The 21,739-nt window shown below is 65.6% G+C and carries 22 protein-coding genes; 10 read left to right on the forward strand and 12 right to left on the reverse strand.

Features of this window, described 5'->3' with window-relative positions; all coding sequences use genetic code 11:
• Nucleotide 1 precedes the first annotated feature (1 nt).
• The 6 genes from NP825_RS09420 (at nt 2) to NP825_RS09445 (ending at nt 3,649) form a co-directional block, all read left to right on the forward strand.
• Nucleotides 2-541 (forward strand): helix-turn-helix transcriptional regulator, encoded by a 540-nt coding sequence (locus NP825_RS09420; RefSeq protein WP_257550819.1) that lies wholly within the window; start codon nt 2-4, stop codon nt 539-541.
• A gap of 60 nt (nt 542-601) precedes the next feature.
• Nucleotides 602-934: a hypothetical protein gene (locus tag NP825_RS09425; protein ID WP_257550821.1), complete on the forward strand. Its 333-nt coding sequence runs from the start codon at nt 602-604 to the stop codon at nt 932-934.
• A gap of 52 nt (nt 935-986) precedes the next feature.
• Complete coding sequence (locus tag NP825_RS09430) at nt 987-1,484, forward strand: hypothetical protein (RefSeq protein ID WP_257550823.1); 498 nt, start codon at nt 987-989, stop codon at nt 1,482-1,484.
• Nucleotides 1,424-2,008, forward strand: coding sequence for a JAB domain-containing protein (locus NP825_RS09435; protein WP_257550825.1), 585 nt, complete (start codon nt 1,424-1,426; stop codon nt 2,006-2,008). The genes NP825_RS09430 and NP825_RS09435 overlap by 61 nt, the downstream gene beginning before the upstream one ends.
• The gene (locus tag NP825_RS09440; RefSeq protein WP_257550827.1) at nt 2,005-2,409 is read left to right on the forward strand and encodes a winged helix DNA-binding protein; all 405 of its coding nucleotides are present in this window, start codon (nt 2,005-2,007) and stop codon (nt 2,407-2,409) included. Before NP825_RS09435 ends, NP825_RS09440 begins: the two co-directional genes overlap by 4 nt.
• Before the next feature lie 85 nt (nt 2,410-2,494).
• On the forward strand, nt 2,495-3,649 hold the full coding sequence (locus NP825_RS09445) for an acyl-CoA dehydrogenase family protein (protein WP_257550829.1): 1,155 nt from the start codon (nt 2,495-2,497) through the stop codon (nt 3,647-3,649).
• Nucleotides 3,650-3,759: 110 nt separating this feature from the next.
• Here the strand turns inward: NP825_RS09445 and NP825_RS09450 are convergent, their stop codons facing one another.
• The 9 genes from NP825_RS09450 to cyoA all read right to left on the reverse strand — a co-directional run bounded on the left by NP825_RS09450 (nt 3,760) and on the right by cyoA (nt 12,851).
• Nucleotides 3,760-5,004, reverse strand: coding sequence for an acyl-CoA dehydrogenase family protein (locus tag NP825_RS09450; protein WP_257550832.1), 1,245 nt, complete (start codon nt 5,002-5,004; stop codon nt 3,760-3,762).
• Between the two features lie 190 nt (nt 5,005-5,194).
• Entirely contained in the window at nt 5,195-6,106 is a 912-nt protein-coding gene (locus tag NP825_RS09455) for a LysR family transcriptional regulator (RefSeq protein WP_257550834.1), read from the reverse strand.
• Nucleotides 6,106-6,639, reverse strand: a complete 534-nt coding sequence (locus NP825_RS09460) for a response regulator transcription factor (protein ID WP_257550836.1) — start codon at nt 6,637-6,639, stop codon at nt 6,106-6,108. The genes NP825_RS09455 and NP825_RS09460 overlap by 1 nt, the downstream gene beginning before the upstream one ends.
• Complete coding sequence (locus tag NP825_RS09465) at nt 6,636-7,943, reverse strand: ATP-binding protein (protein ID WP_257550838.1); 1,308 nt, start codon at nt 7,941-7,943, stop codon at nt 6,636-6,638. Before NP825_RS09465 ends, NP825_RS09460 begins: the two co-directional genes overlap by 4 nt.
• On the reverse strand, nt 7,943-8,635 hold the full coding sequence (locus NP825_RS09470) for an SURF1 family protein (RefSeq protein WP_257550840.1): 693 nt from the start codon (nt 8,633-8,635) through the stop codon (nt 7,943-7,945). The genes NP825_RS09465 and NP825_RS09470 overlap by 1 nt, the downstream gene beginning before the upstream one ends.
• Nucleotides 8,632-9,003: a cytochrome o ubiquinol oxidase subunit IV gene (cyoD, locus tag NP825_RS09475; protein ID WP_257550842.1), complete on the reverse strand. Its 372-nt coding sequence runs from the start codon at nt 9,001-9,003 to the stop codon at nt 8,632-8,634. Before cyoD ends, NP825_RS09470 begins: the two co-directional genes overlap by 4 nt.
• Nucleotides 9,000-9,647: a cytochrome o ubiquinol oxidase subunit III gene (gene cyoC / locus NP825_RS09480; protein ID WP_257550844.1), complete on the reverse strand. Its 648-nt coding sequence runs from the start codon at nt 9,645-9,647 to the stop codon at nt 9,000-9,002. Before cyoC ends, cyoD begins: the two co-directional genes overlap by 4 nt.
• A 4-nt stretch (nt 9,648-9,651) precedes the next feature.
• Complete coding sequence (cyoB, locus tag NP825_RS09485) at nt 9,652-11,658, reverse strand: cytochrome o ubiquinol oxidase subunit I (protein ID WP_257551367.1); 2,007 nt, start codon at nt 11,656-11,658, stop codon at nt 9,652-9,654.
• 14 nt (nt 11,659-11,672) lie between these two features.
• Nucleotides 11,673-12,851: a ubiquinol oxidase subunit II gene (gene cyoA, locus NP825_RS09490; RefSeq protein ID WP_257550846.1), complete on the reverse strand. Its 1,179-nt coding sequence runs from the start codon at nt 12,849-12,851 to the stop codon at nt 11,673-11,675.
• A 167-nt stretch (nt 12,852-13,018) separates the two neighbouring features.
• Between cyoA and NP825_RS09495 the strand changes: the two genes are divergently transcribed.
• On the forward strand, nt 13,019-14,347 hold the full coding sequence (locus tag NP825_RS09495) for an MFS transporter (protein ID WP_257550849.1): 1,329 nt from the start codon (nt 13,019-13,021) through the stop codon (nt 14,345-14,347).
• Nucleotides 14,344-14,877 (forward strand): molybdenum cofactor guanylyltransferase, encoded by a 534-nt coding sequence (locus NP825_RS09500; RefSeq protein WP_257550851.1) that lies wholly within the window; start codon nt 14,344-14,346, stop codon nt 14,875-14,877. The genes NP825_RS09495 and NP825_RS09500 overlap by 4 nt, the downstream gene beginning before the upstream one ends.
• On the opposite strand, the gene NP825_RS09505 is transcribed toward NP825_RS09500, so the two are convergent.
• On the reverse strand, nt 14,874-15,764 hold the full coding sequence (locus NP825_RS09505; protein WP_257550853.1) for an ROK family protein: 891 nt from the start codon (nt 15,762-15,764) through the stop codon (nt 14,874-14,876). The two genes, NP825_RS09500 and NP825_RS09505, sit on opposite strands and share 4 nt — an antisense overlap.
• Before the next feature lie 79 nt (nt 15,765-15,843).
• On the opposite strand from NP825_RS09505, the gene NP825_RS09510 reads away from it, so the two are divergent.
• On the forward strand, nt 15,844-17,304 hold the full coding sequence (locus NP825_RS09510) for an ATP-binding protein (protein WP_257550855.1): 1,461 nt from the start codon (nt 15,844-15,846) through the stop codon (nt 17,302-17,304).
• Between the two features lie 113 nt (nt 17,305-17,417).
• Here the strand turns inward: NP825_RS09510 and NP825_RS09515 are convergent, their stop codons facing one another.
• A complete protein-coding gene (locus tag NP825_RS09515; protein WP_257550857.1) occupies nt 17,418-18,323 on the reverse strand; it encodes an oxygenase MpaB family protein in 906 nt (301 codons plus the stop codon).
• A gap of 28 nt (nt 18,324-18,351) precedes the next feature.
• Entirely contained in the window at nt 18,352-20,826 is a 2,475-nt protein-coding gene (locus NP825_RS09520) for a TonB-dependent receptor (protein ID WP_257550859.1), read from the reverse strand.
• 140 nt (nt 20,827-20,966) lie between these two features.
• On the opposite strand from NP825_RS09520, the gene NP825_RS09525 reads away from it, so the two are divergent.
• On the forward strand, nt 20,967-21,716 hold the full coding sequence (locus NP825_RS09525; RefSeq protein ID WP_257550861.1) for a helix-turn-helix transcriptional regulator: 750 nt from the start codon (nt 20,967-20,969) through the stop codon (nt 21,714-21,716).
• The last annotated feature ends 23 nt before the right edge of the window (nt 21,717-21,739 follow it).

Here is a 21,739-nt window from a genome sequence, read left to right on the forward strand (position 1 = left end):
GATGACGGCCGAGCGCAGCCCCCAAACCGACGGCGGCGGTTTCGACCTGCTGACCGACAAGCAGGCGGCGGTTCTGGACCTGCTCGCGAACGGCCGCACGTCGAAGGAAATCGCCGGCGCACTCGGTCTGTCCGAATCGGCGGTCAATCGCCGCATCGAGCTTTTGCGCATCCGCTTCGGCGGAATCACCCGCCTCGAACTCGCGCGGCGCTATCGCGATTGGGCTGCGCTCCATGGCGTAACCGATGGTGTAGAAACTGACAGGCAAAGTCTTCGTCTCGCAGAACCCGCTGCCGCGGAGCAAAAGCCGCTCGAGGACGGCGAAGACGCCGCGCTGACGTTCCGGGACTCGGTCGCGATTTCGATCGATCCGCCCTGGACGGGCGCGGCCGAACCCAAAGTCGTCCCCAGGGTGCTCGACGGCGAAAATGCCGTGCTGACCCGTGGCGCGGCGATCGCGGTCATGCTGCTCGCGACCATCGCCAGTCTCGTCCTCGGCCTTGCCGCCGCGGGCGCGCTCACGACGACGCTCGGTCATTAGCCTTCCCTGATCCGATATTGGCGAGTTCCGGCCGCGAGCGCCGGACCGCGGGGGAAGAAAATGACCGCCGTTCCAGCTTTCATGATCCGCATTCGCAACCAGATTCGCGCCGCCGAGGCGAAGGCCGACGAGAGCCTGCTCGCCAAGCTCGACGTGATGAGCACAATCCTGCGCGCGCGACAGGTCGAGGAGGTGCCCGCGCCGCATATCGGGCAGGACGCGATCGTCCGCCTGGGCCGCGCAATCCAATCCGACATCAGCGCCGCGAACGACGTGTTCCGCTCGCACGACGCGCTGGTCGAGGCCAGGGCGCGGATCACCGGCGGCCCCAATCACGACGATACGCCGATCTTTTCGGGCACGAGCGACCCCGGCAAGGAAGCTGCCGCCTAGGGGCCGGCCTTGGCGATTGACGCCGTTGCCGTGCAAAGCCAAACCCGCTCGGATGAGCTGGACCTGGACCTTCAATATCGTGACGATGCTGCTGCTCGTGGCCGCATCGCTGCGCTGGGGAGCCGGACCCGAACGGATTTGCGCGGCGGTGATCGCCGCCATGGATGTCGGCGACCGCATCTATCACCTCGTGGTCGAACGCGGCACGATCTATGCCTCAGTCGACGTCGGCCACCTCGTCTCCGACCTGCTCGCCGCGGCGATCTTCATCACCGTCGCGCTGCGGGCGAACCGGGTCTATCCTTTATGGCTTTCCGCCTTCCAGCTCGTTTCCGTCGTTTCCCATTTCGCGCGCCAAATGGACAGCAAGGTGGGGATCCTCGCCTATGCGGTGATGAATTACGCACCGTACAACCTGATCCTGCTGACGCTGGCGGGCGGAATCTGGGCGCACGCGAGGCGCGAGAGGCGCTACGGACCCTACCGGTCGTGGCGAACCTCCTCGAACCCTTCGCGGGCGGCCTCGCCGAAATCGCCGCCGACCGGCTGATCCGCCATTTCGGCGGCCTCGGCCGCGCGCTCGCCGCCTCGCCCGAACAGCTCGTCGCCGCACTCGAAGGTGACCGGCGGCTGGCCGAAGCGATCGTCGCGGCGCGCACCCTGTTCGAGGCCGGACTGCGCGAGCGGATTTCGCACGCGCCCGTATCGACGAGCGATCCGGCGTTCCGCGAATATCTGCGCTTCACCATCGGCAAGGCGCCGACCGAATGCCTGCACGCGACCTATGTGACCCGCGACTGGGGCTATCTGGCCGACGAGCAGGTGGCGAGCGGTTCGACCGGGCAGGTCGAGACCAGCCTGCGCCGCCTGCTCGGCCGCGCCTTCGACGTCGGCGCGCATGGCGTCATCCTCGCCCACAACCACCCGTCGCGGTCCGCCGAGCCCAGTTCCGCCGATGTCGCGCTGACCCGGCGGATCGCCGAGCTCACCCGATCGGTCGATATCCGCCTTCTCGACCACCTGATCGTCGGCGGCTCGGACATTGTCAGCATGCGCGAAAGAGGTCTGCTATGAGCCCGCAAAACTCACCTGCCCGGGCGCCGGGCGCGCACGATTCCGACGAGGCAAGCCGGCTGGTCGCGATCGCGCAGGAGGATTATGCGAACCGGCGCCGGCGCGACCGGATTTTCCGCGCCGGCGTCTTTGCCGAGCCTGCGTGGGACATGCTGCTCGACCTCTATGTCCAGGAACATTTCGGGCGCGCGGTCAGCATCCAGAGCCTGTGCGTCGCCGCCGTGGTGCCTCCGACGACGGCGCTGCGCTGGATCGGCAGGCTCGTCGATCGCGGGCTCGTTCTCCGCACACCGTCGCGCCACGACAACCGCGTCGTCCATATCAGCCTGACGGCGGACGGGCGCGCCGGGATGGAGCGATATCTGCGCGGCCGCCGGTCTGCAAACGGAGGCGGCGTCTAGCCGGCCAGTCACGCGTTTGCCGATTGCAGGCGGCGGCATCTGCGCTATGGGCAGCGGGTCTCAGATCGAAACCGGAAAGCCAGCGATGCCCGAAGCCTCCCATCCCGAAATCCGCGAATCCGTCCGCCGGCTGTGCGCCGACTTTCCCGGCTCCTATTGGCAGGCGCTCGACCGCGACCGCATTTATCCGACTGAATTCGTTCGCACGCTGACCCAATCGGGCTTTCTCTCGGTCCTCGTGCCCGAGGAGTTTGGCGGCGCGGGGCTCGGCCTGTCGGCGGCGACCGCGATCCTCGAGGAAATCCACCGTTCGGGCTGCAATGGCGGGGCCTGCCACGCGCAGATGTACACGATGGGCACGATCCTGAAGCACGGATCGGCCGAGCAGAAGCAGCGCTATCTGCCCGGCATCGCCAGCGGCGAGCTGCGCCTCCAGGCCTTCGGCGTCACCGAGCCGACGAGCGGCACCGACACGACGCGGATCAAGACCTTCGCGCGCCGCGACGGTGATGACTATGTTGTTTCGGGGCAGAAGATCTGGATCAGTCGCGCCGAGCACAGCGATCTGATGGTGCTGCTCGTTCGTACCACGCCGCGCGATCAGGTCGCCAAATCGTCCGACGGAATGAGTGTGCTGCTCGTCGACATGCGCGAAGCGGTCGGCAATGGCCTGACGATCCGCCCGGTGCGTACGATGCTCAACCATGCGACGACCGAACTCTTCTTCGACGACCTCCGCGTCCCCGCCGCGAACCTGATCGGCGAGGAAGGCAAGGGTTTCAAATATATCCTCGACGGCATGAATGCCGAACGCATCCTGATCGCGAGCGAATGTATCGGCGACGGGCGTTTCTTCATCGACCGCGCGTCGGCCTATGCATCGGGGCGCGAAGTGTTCGGGCGGCCGATCGGCGAAAATCAGGGCATCCAGTTCCCGATCGCGCGCGCCTATGTCCAGCTATCGGCGGCGGCGGCGATGGTCGATCAGGCGGCGGCGATGTTCGAGGCGGGCGAGCCGTGCGGCACCGAGGCCAATATGGCGAAGATGCTGGCGTCCGAAGCAAGCTGGTATGCCGCCGACATGTGCATCCAGACCCACGGCGGTTTCGGCTTCGCCGAGGAATATGATATCGAGCGCAAGTTCCGCGAAACGCGGCTCTATCAGGTCGCGCCGATCAGCACGAATTTGATCCTGAGCCATGTCGCGACGCATTTGCTGAAATTGCCGAAGAGTTTTTAAACCCGGCTTATATTCGTGTGTCCCCGCGAAGGCGGGGACCCATCTCCGGTCGGTGCGGATAGAACCGACCGGAGATAGCCCCCTGCCTTCGCAGGGGCACGACGCAACTTTTAATGCCGCCCCAGCTCCTCGCGGCCCACCACCATATAATGAACCTCGTCGGGGCCATCGGCGAAGCGCAGATGGCGCACGTCGGCGTAAAGGTCCGCGAGTGGTGTCCAGTGCGAGATGCCGGTCGCGCCGTGGATCTGGATCGCCTGGTCGATGATCTGGCACACGCGTTCGGGCACCATCGCCTTGGCCATGCTCACCCAGACGCGCGCCTGACGATTGCCGAGCAGGTCCATCGCCTTTGCCGCCTTCAACACGATCAGCCGTAGCGCCTCGATATCGCAGCGCGCCCGCGCGATGACCTCGAGATTCTTGCCGAGCTGCGACAGCGGCCGCCCGAAGGCGGTGCGCGAATTGCCGCGCTTGACCATCAGGTCGAGCGCGAGTTCGGCCTTGCCGATCGTGCGCATACAGTGATGGATGCGGCCCGGGCCAAGGCGCATCTGCGAAATCTCGAATCCCCGCCCCTCGCCGAGCAGGATATTCTCGCGCGGCACGCGGACATTGTCGAAGCGCATGTGCATATGGCCCTGCGGCGCATGGTCGGCGCCGAACACGCGCATCGGACCCAGCACCTGCACGCCCGGCGTGTCCATCGGCACGAGGATCTGCGAATGCTGCCCCTTGCGCGCGGCTTCGGGATTGGTCCGAAGCATGCAGATCAGGATCTTGCAGCGCGGATCGCCGGCGCCGCTGATGAAATATTTCTCGCCGTTGATGACCCATTCGTCGCCGTCGAGCACCGCGCTGGTTTCAAGGTTGCTGGCATCCGACGACGCGACGCCGGGTTCGGTCATCACATAGGCCGAGCGGATTTCGCCGTTCAGCAGCGGCTTCAGCCATTGTTCCTTCTGCGCGGGCGTGCCGACCATTTCGAGCACTTCCATATTGCCGGTATCCGGCGCCGAGCAGTTCAGCGATTCCGACGCGAGCGGCGACTTGCCGAGCTCGGCGGCGATATAGGCATAGTCGAGATTGGTGAGCGGCGTCCCGGTGTCGCCGTGCGGCAGGAAGAAATTCCACAGACCCGCGGCCTTCGCCTTGTTCTTCGCGCCTTCGAGCAGGTCGAGCTGCCCCGGCGCCCAGCTCCAGCGATCGGCACGGCCTTCGCCGAGCCGGAAGAATTCCTCGGTGATCGGATCGACATTCTCGGCGATATGGCGCTTCACCGCGTCGAAGAGCGGCTGCGCCTCCTTCGACATGCGCAGGTCGTTGAGTTCGGCTTCGAGTTCGATCTCGGTCATATGGGGTCTCCGCTGTGATTTGCGGCGACGCTAGCGATAATCATCCATCGATAGAAATGATAGGTTCGAATATATGATATTCATTCGAATAATAACCCTTCGTCATCCCGGCGAAGGCCGAGATCTCGCCGGTGCATTGCAAAGCAAAGTCGAGATCCCGGCCTTCGCCGGGATGACGATGTAAGGAGACTTATCCGGACTTCCCCAATTCATCCGCGATAATCCCGCGCAGCCAGCGCAGGCCAGGGTCGGCGTCGGCCGCTTGGTGCCAGTAGAGATAGCTGCCCCCCTGCTCGACCGGCAGCGGCATGTCGACAAGCTGCATCGGCCACATCGCGTCCAGAACCTCGGCGTGCGAACGCGGCAGCGAAAAGAGCATATCGGACTTGGCGACGATCTGCCACGCGGTGATCGCGTGCTGGCACCGCACCGCGACGCGGCGCGCGAGGCCCAGGCGGTCGAGCGCCATATCCTCCATCCCCGGCCCGTGCGGCCGCGCGGTGGCGACGATATGGTCGAGCGCCAGATAGGTATCGAGGTCGATCGCGCCATCGACGCGCGGATGCCCCTTGCGCGCCACGATGACGGGCGGCTCGGTGCCGAGATAATGGCGGCAGAGCCGGTCGTCGGAAGGCAAGGCGACATCGAGCGCGAGGTCGAGGTCGCCGTTCGCGAGCGCCACCACCAGATCGCGGCGGCGAAAGGTCACGCTCGCCAGCATCGCGCGCGGCGCCTCGCTCCGCACGCGCAGCGCAAGCGCGGAGAAACGCGGCATCTCGCCCGACAGGCGCACCCCGATGCGAAATTCGCGCGCCGTCTCGGCCGGGTCGAAGGCGGTCGCGGCATCGAACGCGGCGTCGAGCCCGCGCAGCGCCTCGCGCACCGGCCCGGCGATCGCGCGCGCGGCCGAGGTCGGCACCAGCCGGTTGCCCTGCCGCACGAACAGCGGATCGCCGAACGCATCGCGCAGCTTCGCGAGCGCATGGCTGATCGCGGGCTGCGACAGGTTGAGGTGCCGCGCCGCCGCTGACACCCCGCCCTTCGCGTGGATCGCGTCGAAGACCTGGAGTAGGTTGAGATCGAAACGCGCGAGCCTGCGCATCATTTCACCTGCCGCTTCTCGAGCTTCCGCGCGAGCGTCCGCCGGTGCATCCCCAGCCGCCGCGCGGCCTCCGAAATGTTGAAATTGGTCTCGACCAGCGTCTGGTGGATATGCTCCCACTCGACGGTCTTGATCGACGACGGCCGCGCGTCGAGCGGGGCATCGACATTCCCCTCCGACCGATCGAACGCCGCCTCGATATCGTCGGTGTTCGACGGTTTGGCGAGATAATAAGACGCGCCCAATTTGATCGCCTCGACCGCCGTCGCGATGCTCGCGAAGCCGGTGAGCACGACGATCCGCATCGCCGGATCGGCGGCGCGCAGCGTCTGGACCGCGACAAGCCCCGACGCATTGCCGAGCTTGAGATCGACCACCGCGAAGCCCGGGCGCCACCCGGCAAGCAGCGTTTCGGCTTCGTCGGGGCTCGATGCCACGCGCACCTCATAACCGCGGCGCTCGAACGAGCGCTTGAGCGTCCGCGCGAAAACGTCGTCGTCCTCGACGATCAGCAATTGCCGCCGGTCGCTCATGCACCCTCGCTTTCGCGGGCGGCGACCGCCGCAAGCGGCAGCATGATCCGCACCACCGCGCCGCCGGCATCGCGATTCTCGGCGCTCGCCCAGCCGCCGAGTTTGCGCAGCACGTTGACGAGCAGGAACAACCCCAGCCCGCCGCCGGGCCGCCCCTTGGTCGAGCGATAGGGCTGACCGAACCCGTCGAGCATCGCTTCGGCGAAACCCGGGCCATGATCGGCGATCTCGATCACCACGGTCTCGCCGTCGCGCGAGGCGGTGATGCCGATCCAGTCGGGCGACACTTCGGCGGCATTGTCGATGACATTGCCAATCACCTGCCGCAGCGCGGGGTCGGACACGATCGCGACATCGGCGCCGAAACGGTCGCTGAGGTCGATGCGCCCGGCGAAGCGGGCCGCGTGGTCGGCGACGATATCGCCGAGGAAGCTCCGCATCGTCGTCATTTCGGGCGCGATCCCCCGCGCCTCCCCCGCCGACATCAGGATGCCGCTGACGATCGCCTTGCAGCGCCGCACCGCCGCGTCCATGTCGGCAAGATCATCCTGAAGCTCGCTTTGCGCCGTGAGGTCCGGCGCGCTCTTCCAGTCGCCGATCAGCACCGACAAGGTCGACAGCGGCGTCCCGAGTTCGTGCGCCGCGCCCGAGGCGAGCAGCCCCATGCGGACGATATGATCCTCCTCCGCCGCGCGCTGGCGGCTCGCGGCGAGCGCGGCGTCGCGGTCACGCAGATTGCGGCTGATCCGCGTCACGAACGCGACGAGCAGCACCGCGATCAGCAGGAAACAGACAAGACTGCCCTTGAGGTAGAGCGCCATCGGATCGTCGGCATAGGGCGGCGGCAGGATCAGCGGGGTCGGCTCGACCGCAAGCACGCCGATCGCCGCCAGCGCCGCGACGACGATCGCCCACGACGAGGCGGGCGTCAGGAGGATCGCGCCGATCACGACCTGCAGCAGGAACAGCGAGGCGAAGGGATTGGCGAGCCCGCCGCTGTGATGAAGCTGCCAGCCGAGCGCCGCGACGTCGAACAGCAGCGCCGCGGTCAGCTCGGCATTGGTCACCGCGCGCCCGCGCCGCAGCAGCGCGAGACTGGCGACATTGATCGCAACCAGCACCGCGATCGCCGCCACCAGCGGCGCAAGCGGCAGGTGGATATGCATCGGGCCGGTGACGATGGCGATCGTCGCAAGCTGTCCCCCCACCGCGAGCCAGCGGAGCTGGATCAGCAGCGCCATGTTCCGCCGCCCGGCATTCGCCTCGGCGGGCGCATCGACTGGCGGGATCGCGGGTTCGGTCATCAATCCCGGATACGCCACAGCCGTCCCGCGAAAAAGAGGCTCAATGCACAAAGCGCGAACCAGGTCAGCGCATAGACCATATGATTGTCGGGAAAGCGCACGACGGTTAGCCCGCCGACCGGATAGCCGCCGGGGTTGGGCGTAGCGTCGGCGTCGACGAAATAGGGCGCCGTCCAGCCCAGCCCCCGTGCCTTCGCAATCGCCGCGACATCGCGCGAATACCAGCGGTTCGCCGCCGGATCGTTCGACCGCAAAAACGCTCCCTTGGGCTCAGTCACACGCAGCAAACCGGTCACCGTCACGTCACTGGCGCTATTCCCCGCTGCGCGCGTGCCGGGATCGCGTCGCCCCTTCGGCACGAAACCGCGATTGACGAGCAGAGTGAAGTGCGGCGTCTCCAGCGGCGTCAGCACCCAATAGCCCGCGCCGCGTGCCGTCACCGCCTGCACCAGCGTTTCGCGGTCGTGGCGGAAATGCCCGCGCGCGGTCACGCGGCGATAGGCGTCGTCCTTCGCGCCGATGCGCGGCCACGCATCCGTCCCCGGCGCCGCGACCGGCGCTGCATGGATGCGCGCGTCGACCGCGGCGACCAGCTCATGCTTCCAGACGCGCCGCTCGAGTTGCCAGACGCCGAGCGCGGCGAAACCCGCCGCCACGGCGATCAGCGCCGCGACGGCGATGCCGCGCCTCAAGGAAGCTGGCTCATGTCGTGCGGCGACGGCATCATGTTGGTGTTGAGATGGTGCATCACCCACAGCGAGCCCGCGAGCATGATCACGACGATGATGATCGTGAAGGTCAGCGAGGTGATCGACCAGCCGCCCTCGGCCTTTGGCGACATATGGAGGAAGAAGACCATGTGGACGACGATCTGCACCGCGGCGAATACCATGATCACCGCCGCGGTCGCGCCGTCCGACAGCGGCCGTTCCATCACCAGCCAGAAAGGAATCGCGGTCAGGATCACCGACAGGATAAAGCCGATGAGATAATCGCGCATCGATGCGTGCGGCATCTCGATCTCGTGGGCGCCGTCCGCGGCGTGGTGGGGATCGCTCATCGCAGCACTCCCATCAGATAGACAATGGTGAAGACGCCGATCCAGACGACGTCGAGGAAGTGCCAGAACATCGACAGGCACATCACGCGGCGCTTGTTCGCGGCGATCAGCCCATGTTTGCCGAGCTGGACCATCAGCACCACCAGCCAGAGAGTGCCGAAGGTGACGTGCAGCCCGTGCGTGCCGACGAGCGTGAAGAAGCTCGACAGGAAGGCGCTGCGCTGCGGCGTCGCGCCGATCTCGATCAGATGGTGGAATTCGTAGAGCTCGATCCCCAGGAAGGCGAGCCCGAACAGGCCGGTGATCGCGAGCCAGAGCTGGGTGCCCTTGACCTTGCCCTGCTGCATCTGGAGCACCGCAAAACCATAGGCTATCGACGAGAAGAGCAGCATCGCGGTGTTGAGCGCGACGAGCGGCAGCTCGAACAGGTCCTTCGGCGCCGGCCCCGCGGCATAGCTGCCGCCGAGCACCGCAAAGCAGGCGAACAGGATCGCGAAGATGAGGCAGTCGCTCATCAGATAGATCCAGAAGCCCAGCATCGTGCTGTGCCCTTCGGGATGCGCGTGCTCGTCGAGGTCGTAGAACTGGACCGGCTCGTCGGCAGTTGCGGTGATGGAGTCCGCGGTTATTGTGGGGGCGCTCATCGCATCAGGCTCCGGCCGCAAGGTGGCGGGTCCGCACGCCCTCGACCGCCGCGACGGTGGCCGCCGGAATGTCGAAATCGCGCTTGTAGTTGAAGGTGTGGAAGATCGCATAGGCGATCGTCGCGGCGAAGCTGGCGATCACCAGCCACCAGATGTGCCAGACCAGCGCGAATCCCATCACCAGGCTGAACGACGCGAGGATGAAGCCGGTGCCCGTATTGCTCGGCATGTGGATATCGCGAAAGCCGTCTACCGGGCGCTGATGCCCGCGCTTCTTCATGTCGTGCCACGCGTCGAGCGAATGGATTACCGGGGTGAAGGCGAAATTATAGTCGGGCGGCGGCGAACTGGTCGCCCATTCGAGCGTGCGGCCGCCCCACGGATCGCCGCTTTCGTCGACGAGCTCCTTGCGCCGCCAGATGCTGACACCGAACTGGATCAGCATCGCCGCGATACCCACCGCGATCACCGCGGCGCCGATGGCGGCGATCACGAACCAGATTTGCAGGCTCGGGTCGTCGAACACGCGCATCCGCCGCGTCACCCCCATCAGGCCGAGGATATAGAGCGGCATGAAGGCCATCCAGAAGCCGACCACCCAGCACCAGAAGCTGATCTTGCCCCAGAAGACGTCGAGCTTGAACCCGAACGCCTTGGGCCACCAGTAATTGATCGCTGCGAACAAGCCGAACAACACGCCGCCGATGATGACATTGTGGAAATGCGCGATCAGGAACAGCGAGTTGTGGAGCACGAAGTCGGCGGGCGGCACCGCGAGCAGCACTCCGGTCATCCCGCCGATGACGAAGGTCAGCATGAAGGCGACCGTCCACATCATCGGCAGTTCGAAGCGGATGCGGCCGCGATACATGGTGAAAAGCCAGTTGAAGAGCTTCGCCCCCGTCGGGATTGAGATCACCATCGTCGTGATGCCGAAGAAGCTGTTGACGCTGGCCCCCGACCCCATGGTGAAGAAGTGGTGCAGCCAGACGATATAGGACAAGATGGTGATGCAGATCGTCGCATAGACCATCGAGGTATAGCCGAAGAGCTTCTTGCCCGAGAAGGTCGAGGTGACTTCCGAATAGACGCCGAACAGCGGCAGCACGAGGATATAGACCTCCGGGTGCCCCCAGATCCAGATCAGGTTCACATACATCATCGGCGAGCCGCCGAGGTCGTTGGTGAAGAAATTGGTGCCCGCATAGCGATCGAGCGCCAGCAGGGTCAGCGTCGCGGTCAGGATCGGGAAGCTGGCGACGATCAGGATGTTCGCGCAAAGCGACGTCCAGGTGAACACCGGCATCTTCATCAGGCCCATGCCCGGCGCGCGGAGTTTCAGGATCGTCACGATCAGGTTGATGCCCGACAGGGTGGTGCCGACGCCGGCTATCTGAAGCCCCCAGATATAATAGTCGACGCCGACATTGGGACTGTAGGCGATTCCCGACAAGGGCGGATAGGCGAGCCAGCCGGTCTGGGCATATTCGCCGACGAACAGCGAGATCATCGTCAGCGCCGCGCCCGACACCGTCATCCAGAAGCTGAAATTGTTGAGGAACGGAAAGCTGACGTCGCGCGCGCCGATCTGGAGCGGCACGATATAGTTCATCAGGCCGGTGATAAACGGCATCGCGACGAAGAAGATCATGATCACGCCGTGCGCGGTGAAGATCTGGTCATAATGGTGCGGCGGCAGATAACCTTCGGACCCGCCGAACGCCATCGCCTGCTGCAGCCGCATCATGATCGCGTCCGAAAAGCCGCGCAGGAACATGATGAGGCCCAGGATCATGTACATGATCCCGATCCGCTTGTGATCGACGGTGGTCAGCCAGTCGCGCCACAGCCAGCCCCACAGGCGATATTTGGTGATCGCGGCCAGCACTGCGATGCCGCCGATCGCGACGGCGATGAAGGTGACGACCAGGATCGGCTCGTGCAGCGGCAGCGCGTCGAGCGACAGCTTGCCGAGGAAAGGGCCGGTTGCGGGGGCGGGTTGCGGGGTGATCACGAAGGCTGCCTTCAGCTTGTCTGGCGGGGAACGGCGTTCAGCGCAGTGCGCTCGGGTGCCTGATTGGGATGGGGCAGGCCTTCGCCCTTCAGCGGCGCCGGGTTCACCGGCTTCGCATCGGGACGGTCGGCCGAGTGCATCTGCTGGCTGCACAGCGCCGCGACATAGCGGACGCTCCAGTTCGCGAGGCCGCCGGTTCCGCGCGCGGCGAATTTGTCATAGGTGACCGAACGGATGTTCTGGATGCCGGCGATCCCCGCGCCACCCTTCGCATCGATCGCCATCATGTCGTGCATGCACATCTTGCCCGGTTCGACGCACATGTTGACCACCGCGTCGAAAAGCTGGGGATCGATTGTGGCGAAGCGGCGCACCGGCTCCTTCTGGCTCGGCTTCTCGAGCTTCAGATAAGCAGCGCGGCCGAGGTCGCCCTCGCCCGACGCCTTCGCATCGGCGACCCATTGGTCGAACGCGGGCGCGGGCAGGCTCTTCACTTTGAAGCGCATGTCGGAAAAGCCCCAGCCCGAATAATTGGCCGAAAAGCCGTCGAACGTGCCGGTCTTGTCGAACACGCCGTGCAGCTTGGTCTCCATCCCCGGCATCGCGTAAATCTGGCCCGCGAGCGCCGGAACGTAAAAGCTGTTCATCACCGACGAGGCCGAAATACGAAAGCGGATCGGCCGGTTCACCGGCACCGCAAGCTCGTTCACCGTCGCAATGCCCTGTTCGGGGTAGATGAACAGCCACTTCCAATCGAGCGCGACGACATTGACGTCGAGCGGCTTCACATGGGCGGCGATCGCCTGCCCCGGCCCGGTGCGCGCGAGCGGACGATAGGGGTCGAGCAGGTGCGTCGCGACCCACGTCACCGCGCCGAGGCAGATGATGATGAGCAACGGCGCCGACCAGATGACGAGTTCGAGCTGGGTCGAATGATCCCAGTCGGGCTTGTATGTCGCCTCCCTGTTCGCCGCGCGATAGCGCCACGCGAAAAACACCGTCAGCGCCATCACGGGCACGATGATCAGCAGCATCAGCACGGTCGAGATGATGATCAGATCGCCCTGCTGGCGCGCGACGTCGCCCGCGGGATCGAGCACGATCAGCCCGCAACCCGACAGCAAAGGCAGCGCGGCGAGCAGCGGCAAAAGCCGCAAGCGAGCGGGAAAACGGGGGAGATTGCTTGGCATGATGCGCGCCTAGGCCTCCTTTGCTGCAGTGCACATAGGACATTTTGTCCAATCCCGCGATCGCCGCGGATCGCGCAGGGGCAATTTCATGAAGGGCGCTTTTGCCCTATGATCGACTCGCGCCGCAAAGTCCGCTCCGGACCGGCGCCAGTAGCAGGACGCATCTTATGTCTGCCGAAACCGCGCCGTCCACCACCCAGGCCGAACGCGATGCCCGCGCGCTCTACGAAGACGACCATCGCATTTCTCCTGCCGAAATCGCGATCGGGGTCATCATAGGGCGAACGTCGGAATTTTTCGACTTTTTCGTGTTCGCCATCGCCTCGGTGCTGGTGTTCCCGAAACTGGTCTTCCCGCACCTCGATCCGCTCACCGGCACGCTGTGGTCGTTCGCGATCTTCGCGCTCGCCTTTCTTGCGCGGCCCGTGGGAACGATGATCTTTTCATGGATCGACCGCGTCTATGGCCGCGGCGCCAAGCTGACGATCGCGCTATTCCTGCTCGGCGGTTCGACCGCCGCGATCGCCTTCGTCCCGAGCTACGAGACCGCGGGCATCGGCGCCGCGCTGCTCCTCGCGCTCTTCCGCATGGGTCAGGGCGTGGCGCTCGGTGGCTCGTGGGACGGGCTCGCATCGCTGCTCGCGATCAACGCGCCGGAGGGGAAACGCGGCTGGTATGCGATGATCCCGCAACTCGGCGCGCCGCTTGGCCTCATCGTCGCCAGCCTGCTCTTCATGTTCCTGATCGCGGCGCTGCCGGCGCAGGATTTTCTCGACTGGGGCTGGCGCTATCCCTTCTTCGTCGCCTTCGCGATCAATGTCGTCGCGCTCTTCGCGCGGCTGCGCATCGTCGTCACCCCCGAATATGCCGCACTATTCGAGGATCGCGACCTCGAACCCGCGAGACTGCTCGAAACGCTGCGCTCCGAATGGCGGATCATCGCGATGGGTGCCTTCGCTCCGCTCGCGAGCTTCGCCCTCTTTCACATGGTGACGGTTTTCCCGCTGTCGTGGGTGTTTCTGTTCACCGAAGAGACGCCGGTGCGCTTTCTGATGATCGAGGCGGTCGCGGCCGCAATCGGCGTGTTCGCGATCATCGCCTCGGGCTATCTCGCCGACCGCGTCGGGCGCCGCACATTGCTGGGCGTCACTGCCGCCGCGATCGCCGCCTTCAGCGGCTTCGCGCCGCAGCTTCTCGGCGCGGGCGAGGCCGGCGAAGCGGCCTTCATGATCCTCGGCTTCATCCTGCTCGGCTTCTCCTTCGGCCAGTCGTCCGGGGCGCTGTCGTCGAACTTCGACCCGCGCCATCGCTATACCGGATCGGCGCTCACCTCCGATCTCGCTTGGCTGTTCGGGGCGGGCTTTGCGCCGATGGTCGCGCTGTGGCTGTCGAGCCAGTTCGGGCTGATCGCGGCGGGCGCCTATCTGCTGTCGGGCGCGATCGGGACGCTCGTCGCGCTGTGGCTCAACCACGAACTGGCGCGGACGATCGATTGACGGCCGCCGCCTCCACCGCCGGCGTCGTCCTTGCGGGCGGTGCCTCGTCGCGCTTCGGCCGTGACAAGGCGGAGGAAATATATGCGGGGCGCAAGCTGATCGACTGGTCGATTGCGGCGCTCGCCCCGGTTTGCGGCGCCGTCTTCGTTTCGGGTCACGCCCATGCGACCGCAGAAAGCGTGCCCGATCGCCCGCGCACCGGGCTGGGCCCGCTCGGCGGGTTGGCGGGCGCGCTGGCGGCGGCGCGCGACCGGGGATTTGCACGGCTCGTTTCGTTGCCCTGCGATACGCCGCATCTTCCCGAGGGGTTGCTCGACCGGCTCTGCCGATCGGACGGCGCAGCGTTCGTCCTTTCCTGCCCGGTGATCGGCATCTGGCCGAGCGCCGACGCCGAGCGCCTTGTCACCTGGCTGGAAAATGGCCGCCCGCGAGCGATGCGAGCCTGGGCCGAAGCGATCGCGGCGCGGGCGATCGAAAGCAATGCAATCGTCAACATCAATCGCGTGCAGGATATGGAAAAGCTCGGCTAACCGTCGGCTGCGTGCAGATTCCCTTCGACCTCGGTCAGCGCCAACGCACCGAGCAGCCCCGCATCGCCACCGAGCACAGGCGCCACGATCATCGCTTCGGGATCGCCCGCGAAATAGCCTCCCGCCGCAGCCGCTTCGCTGCGCACCCGATCGAGCAGCCCAGGCGTTTCCATCACGCCGCCGCCTAGAATGATGCGATCGGGCGCGAGAATCGCCTGAAAGCTCATGATCGCCCGCGCCAGATACCAGGCGATAATCGCGTGCGCCCCATGTTCGGCAGGCAGGTCCGAAAGCGACGCCCCCCACCGCGCCGCGATCGCCGGACCGCTCGCCAGTCCTTCGAGGCAATCGCCGTGAAACGGGCAGATGCCGCCGAAATCCCTATCGTCCGGGTACCGCGGCATCGCGATATGCCCCATCTCGGGGTGCGAGGCGCCGTGGATCAGCCGCCCGCCGACCACCGCGCCGCCGCCGATTCCGGTTCCGACGGTCAGATAGAGCGCCGACCGGCATCCCTGCCCCGCGCCCCAGCGATATTCGGCGAGAGCGGCGCCGTTGACATCGGTATCGATCGCGACCGGACAACCCAGCGCTCGCGCGAAAGGCGCCGCCATCGCCGCCTCGCTCCAGCCGGCTTTGGTCGTTTGCGTGATATGTCCCCAGATTGGCGACGCCGGATCGAGGTCGAGCGGGCCGAAGGACGCGATGCCGACCGCCGCATAATCGCCGCCCTGCGCGCGCAGCCAGTCGATTGCCGCGCCGATGGTCTCGGCGGGATTCGTCGTCGCTATGCGCGTGCGCGCCGCAATCGTGCGATCGCGCCCAGCGATCCCGACGACGAATTTCGTCCCGCCGGCCTCGATCAGCGCTATCCTGTCCCTCGTCATCGCCGGCACTCTCCTATTTCCAGCCTTCGGACAGGCTGACCGGTTGTCAAGCGCGCGGCCGCCCGATAGGGCACGCGCGGTGAACAGCAGCATCGAAATCGGAACCGACGACCGGGGCAGCGCCGTTCACGTCAATGTGCAGGAACTGCTTGCGACGCGCCTGCTCGTCCAGGGCAATTCGGGGTCGGGCAAGTCGCACCTGCTGCGCCGCCTGCTCGAGGAAAGCGCAGGACTCGTCCAGCAGGTGGTGATCGACCCCGAGGGCGATTTCGTCACCCTCGCCGACCGCTACAACCACATCGTCGTCAACGCGGGCGATTACAGCGAGCGCGAGATCGCCGCGATGGGCGCGCGCATCCGCGAGCATCGCGCCTCGGTGATCGTCGCGCTCGACACGCTCGATATCGAGGCGCAGATGAGTTGCGCCGCGGTGTTCCTCAATGCCCTGTTCGATGCGCCGCGCGAGCATTGGTTTCCAGCGCTGGTGGTCGTCGACGAAGCGCAGATGTTCGCACCGAGCGCGTCGGGTGACGTCTCCGACACCGTTCGCCGGGCGAGCCTGTCGGCGATGACGAACCTGATGTGCCGCGGCCGCAAGCGCGGTCTCGCGGGCGCGATCGCAACCCAGCGCCTTGCCAAGCTCGCCAAGAACGTCGCCGCCGAGGCGAGCAATTTCCTGATGGGCCGTACCTTCCTCGACATCGACATGGCGCGCGCCGCCGATCTGCTCGGCATGGAGCGGCGCCAGGCCGAGGCGATCCGCGACCTCGAACGTGGTCATTTCCTGGGGCTCGGCCCGGCGATTTCGCGGCGTCCGGTCGCGGTCAAGATCGGCTCGACCCAGACCGCAACGCGCGCCGGGACGCATGGCCTGCTGCCGCTGCCGAGCGCCGAGCCGCACGATATGTGGACAATGCTGTTCGCCGAACTGGAAACGCAGCCGCTCCCGACGCCAGCGCCCGCGCCAAAACCGGTCGCCGCGCAGGAACTGATCCAGCGCTTCGCCGAGCAGGATGCCGACGACGATGCGCCCGTAGCAGCACCGACGTTATTCCCCGAAGCCGACGTGCCCGATGCCGAACCGGCAATCGTCGCCGCGCTCGAAGACATGCTCGCCGACCCCGACTGCGCCTTTCACCCCGAATCCTTTCTCTATCAGGATTTCTCGGTGCGCTGCCGGATGCAGAAGCTCGGCCGTGTTCCGCTCGATCTCGCGCAGTTTCGCAAACGGTTCGCGCTGGCAAAGGGCGGCATCTTCGACCCCGCCGAGGACAAGTGGCGCGAATTGCTGGCCGCTGCCGACCGGCTCCCCGACGACATGCTCGCGCCCTTCGTGCAGATCGCGCGCGCCGCGATCGAGGGCAGTCCCTGCCCCGACGACGACGCGCTCGGCCGCGCCTATGGCACGCGCTCACCGGGCCGCATCCGGAGGCTCGTCGACTATATGGAAAAGCAGGGCGCGATCGTCGTGCGATCGGACTTCGGTGGGCGGCGGTCGATCGGCATTCCCGAATTGGGGCTCAGCACCGAAGCGGAATAGCGATCACGCATCGTAATCCATGTCCCCGTCATCCCGGCGCAGGCCGGGATCTCACCCCATCGATATGACGCACCGGCGAGATTGCGGCCTGCGCCGGGATGACGACAATGGCATTATGCCGTCGCCAATATGTCCGATCGCCGTTCCAGCAACCGCCGCTGCTCAGCCTGCGAGCGGTAGAGAAAATCAGCAGGAAGCCCGAGGCGCAGGCTCGCCTGACATGGCGCCGACGTCCGGCTGGCGAAGCGGTCGGCCAATTTGCCCGCCGCGCGCAGCATCAGCCTGTCAGCGCGCGTCAGGTCATATTTCGGCCCCAGGTCGAGCCGGCCGCGGAGGGTATCGGGGAGCAGCGATACCGATGCCCGCGCGATCGCACGATGCAGGAAACGCGGCGTCCCGGGCGCAGCGCGGCCCGACTGGATGATATCGAGAAACTCGAAGATGATCGGATGCGCCTCGAACCGCGGTTCGAGCACCGCCATCATCTCCATGAACCCGGCGACCGACGCCGGCGAATGCCGCGCGCCGAACTCGCGCCCGATCGCATCGCCGTCGCGCATGAAGCGATCCTTGTCGGCATCGCCGAGCGGATGGACGAAACGATCATAGGCCATCAGAAAGCCATAGGAGGCCGTCGCCGCGACCCAGTCGAGGAGCACCGGGTCGAGCGCGCGATAGGATTCGCCCGCGGGAGTCTTGCCCTTCACCGGCCCGTGCAGGCGATTGACCTTGCCGATCACCTCCTTCGCGACGCTTGCCGGGCCGTAACAGGCGAGCATCGCGACGAGCCCGGTGCGACGCGACCGGCCGATCGGATCGACCTTGTAAGTCGAATGATCCCACACCCCCGAGCGGATGCGCGGCTCGGCGAATTCGAGCAGCACCGCCGCGATGCCGCCGATACCGAGCGCGATCGGGTTCTTGTAGACGCGCCACTGGACGCTGTCGGGCGCAAGCAGGGCCGATTCCCCGGCGGGAGAGGCAAAATCGATTATCGTGCCCAGATAATTGTCCTGCATGTCTGCCTGCGCCCTTCGCGTATCGGTCTTAGAAATCGTAACCCAGCGTCAGGCCGAAGGTTCGCGGCTGGTTGGCGAAACGAACGACGACGTTGGCGTTGCTGGCGACCGACGACCAATAATATTTGTTGAACAGATTCTTCGACCACAGCGACAGCGACCATCCGGCCTCTGACTTGAGGCCAAGGCTGGCGTTCACGACGGCGAAGGAGTCGATCTTGTACAGCGGATCGTCCTCGAAGATCGTGTTCGACTTGCTCTGATAGCGCAGGCTGACCGCGCCATTGACGTTCAGCGTATCGCTCACCGGCGTATCATAGGCGGCAACGATGCTGCCCTGGAAATGCGGGCTGTAGATGAATTCGGCGCCGTCGAAATTCTGCGGCTGGCCGGCTGCATTGGTGCCGACATAGTCGATCACGCGGGTCTTCAGCCACAGACCGTTGGCGGAAAGCGTCACGCCCTGGGCCGGACGCAGCGTCAATTCGCCTTCGACACCATAGGCCTTCGACTTCGGCACATTGTCGAGCCGCGCCAGCGCCGTATAGATCGGATCGGCGAAATAGGTGCTGATCTGCTTGTCCTTATAATCATAGTAGAAGGCCGCCAGATTCGCCTGCAGCAGGCGATCGGCCAGCGTCGCCTTCAGCCCCACTTCATAGGCGGTCAGCTTTTCCTGCGTGACCGGCGCGTTCTGGCGCGCCTTGCTCGCCGCGTTGACCGGCGAGGTTCCCGATTTATAGCCTCGGGACACCGACGCATAGACGAGCGTATCGTCGTTCGGCGACCAGTCTAGCACGACCCGCCAGGCGAGGTTGTTCTCGTCGAGCGTGGAGACCACCGGGCCGAAGCTGTTCGTCACATCGTCATAGGTGTTGCACTGCCCCTCGACGATGGGCGCCGGGATCGGCAGCGTGCCGCCCGCCGAGAAGAGGAAGCGGTTCACGACGTTGACGTTCGGCAACATGCTGCCCTTATAGTCGCGCGAGCAGCCGACATAGTCCTGCTTGTCCTCGGTATAGCGAAGGCCGACGGTCAGCTTGAGCTGCTCGGTCAGTTCGGCGTCGGCGTTTCCGAAAAGGCTCCACGTCTTCGTGTTCATCGTGCCGATGTCTTCATAGGTGCGGAACGCCGTCGCCATGTCGGCGGCCGTATAACCGCCGGAATTGAACGGCGTTTCGAGCAGATTGACGCCGGGCACGACGAGATAGGGCGCCGCGCGGATGAAGCGCGCGTTCGCATTTTCGCCGAGCAGCGTGCGGTTGCTGTCGACGATCTTGTCATGCCCATAATAGCCGCCGACCAGCCAGTTGACGGCACCGCTCTCGCCCTCGAAATGAATCTCCTGCGCGAAGCTCTTGATGCGACCGTCGGCTTTCTGCAGCAGAACCTCGAACGGCGCGCCGCTCCAGTCGGACAGCGCCTTGCGCCGAAAATCATTGTAGCTGGTCAGGCTGACGAACTTCACCGTATCGGTAACGTCCTGATCGAGGCGCAGCTTCAGGCCCCAGAAGCGATTATTCTCGGCCAGGTCGCCGGGCAGTCCGGCCCCGCGTCCGATATCGGCCGAACGAGCGGCTTCGGGCGCCCAGTCGGCCTGGCTGGCCTTAGTCGGGAAATTGCCCGCGATATAGTCGGCAAGCCCCGGGACATTGAAGAAGTGCGACGCGCTGGTGCCCGTCACGGGATTGGTCGCCGGCGTGAAGCCGATCCCCTGCCCGGCGACGGTGTCCGACTTGTTCCGCCACCAGGTCACCGACAGGTCGATGTGGGTGCCGGTGCCGGGTTCGACGGCAAGCGAGCCGCGGATGCCGAGCTTGTCGACCTTGCCGAGACGCTCGTCGGGGCGCGAATTGCTTACCTGCCAGCCCTTGTCGCTGTTCTCGCTGCGGATCGCGAGGCGCGCGGAAACGCCTTCGCCGAGCGGGCCGGAGATATGGCCGGCGAAATTATAGGTCTGGTAATTGCCCAGTTCGGCGCTGACCCCGGCATCGAAATGATCGGTCGGCTTGGCAGTGATGAAGTTGATGAGCCCCGCCGTCGTGTTGCGGCCATAGAGGGTGCCTTGCGGCCCCTTCAGCACCTCGACGCGCTCCAGATCCATGATCGGCCCGGTGTTCATGATCGGATAGGCGTAAGCGACCTCGTCGACATAGGTGCCGACGGTCGAGGTTGCGGACAGGTTGATCGTGTTGAAGCCGATGCCGCGCAGCGTATAGGTCGGCACCCCCTGATAGCTTTGCGACACGGCGAAGCTCGGCGCCACGGCGGTCAGGTCGCGTACATCGGTGACGCGCAGATTTTCCAGCGTTTCGCTGTCGACGGCCTGAATCGCCATGCCGACGTCGTTGATCGATTCGGCGCGGCGCTGCGCGGTGACGATGATGTCCCCCTCGACCGGCGCCGCCGCCTGATCAGCCTCCGCCTCGGCAGCAAAAGCCGGCATCGTCCCGACCAGGCCCGCCGCGGTTCCCGCGAGCAGAAAAATACGCATTGCCTTCATCGTCCATCCTCCCTCAAACAGCTTGTCGCGGAGCTCGTCTCTGTGCGAGCGTCGCGCGAAGCCGGACAGTGGCAGAGGACCGGATTGCGGGCCGGCAAACAAGCTGGCACCTGTGTCAGGATAGGGATGGAATGGGACGCGTGACCGACAGCCAGACGCTTTGCTGGGCAGAAATGCCCGCGCTGATCGCCGAGGTTCAGGCGGCGGGCGACGCGATCGGCCTTCCCTTCATTGCGGCGCAAGCCGATCTCGGCGATCCCGAACCGATGGCCGACGCCGAAGGCCGTCCCTATGCCGAGACGAGCTTTCGCTGGATCGATCCAGCCCACGCCTATTGGCGCGACCGCAAGCTCGCGCTCCACATCGCTTTCCTGACCGCGGCGCGGCTCGTCGCCGAACCCTTTTATTACAGCGACGGCAGCCTCCACACCTGGCGCCCGACCGGGCTGCTCGACGCGGTCGATTGCGAGCAGGCGAAGAATACGCCCAATTTCGGCGAAGCGATCATCGCGCCGGTGCATCTGCCGCGCGGTCTCGTCGGCGCAGTCTTCTGGTGCTCGCGCGAGCCCGTCGGGGTCGAAGCACTGTTCGCGGGCCATGCAGGCCGCCTCCACAATCTCGCGGTCAAACTGGTCGCGACGCACAATGAAGCGCGCGGACGACCGCGCAACGCAACCGTACCGCAAACGCTGACGCGGCGCGAAGTCCAGTGCCTGCGCTGGGCCGCTGCGGGCAAGACCGATGGCGAGATCGGGATCATCTTGTCGCTGTCGGTCTCGACGGTGCGCTTCCACCTCCGCAACGCCGCGGCGAAGCTCGGCGCGACCGGGCGGGCGCAATCGATCCAGATCGCCGCGGGCCTCGGCTTCGTCGGCGCGCGCGCCGCCTGATGCAGGTGCCAGCTTGGCCCGGC

This window comes from Sphingopyxis sp. DBS4, assembly GCF_024628865.1.
In the GTDB taxonomy this organism is placed as follows: Bacteria; Pseudomonadota; Alphaproteobacteria; order Sphingomonadales; family Sphingomonadaceae; genus Sphingopyxis.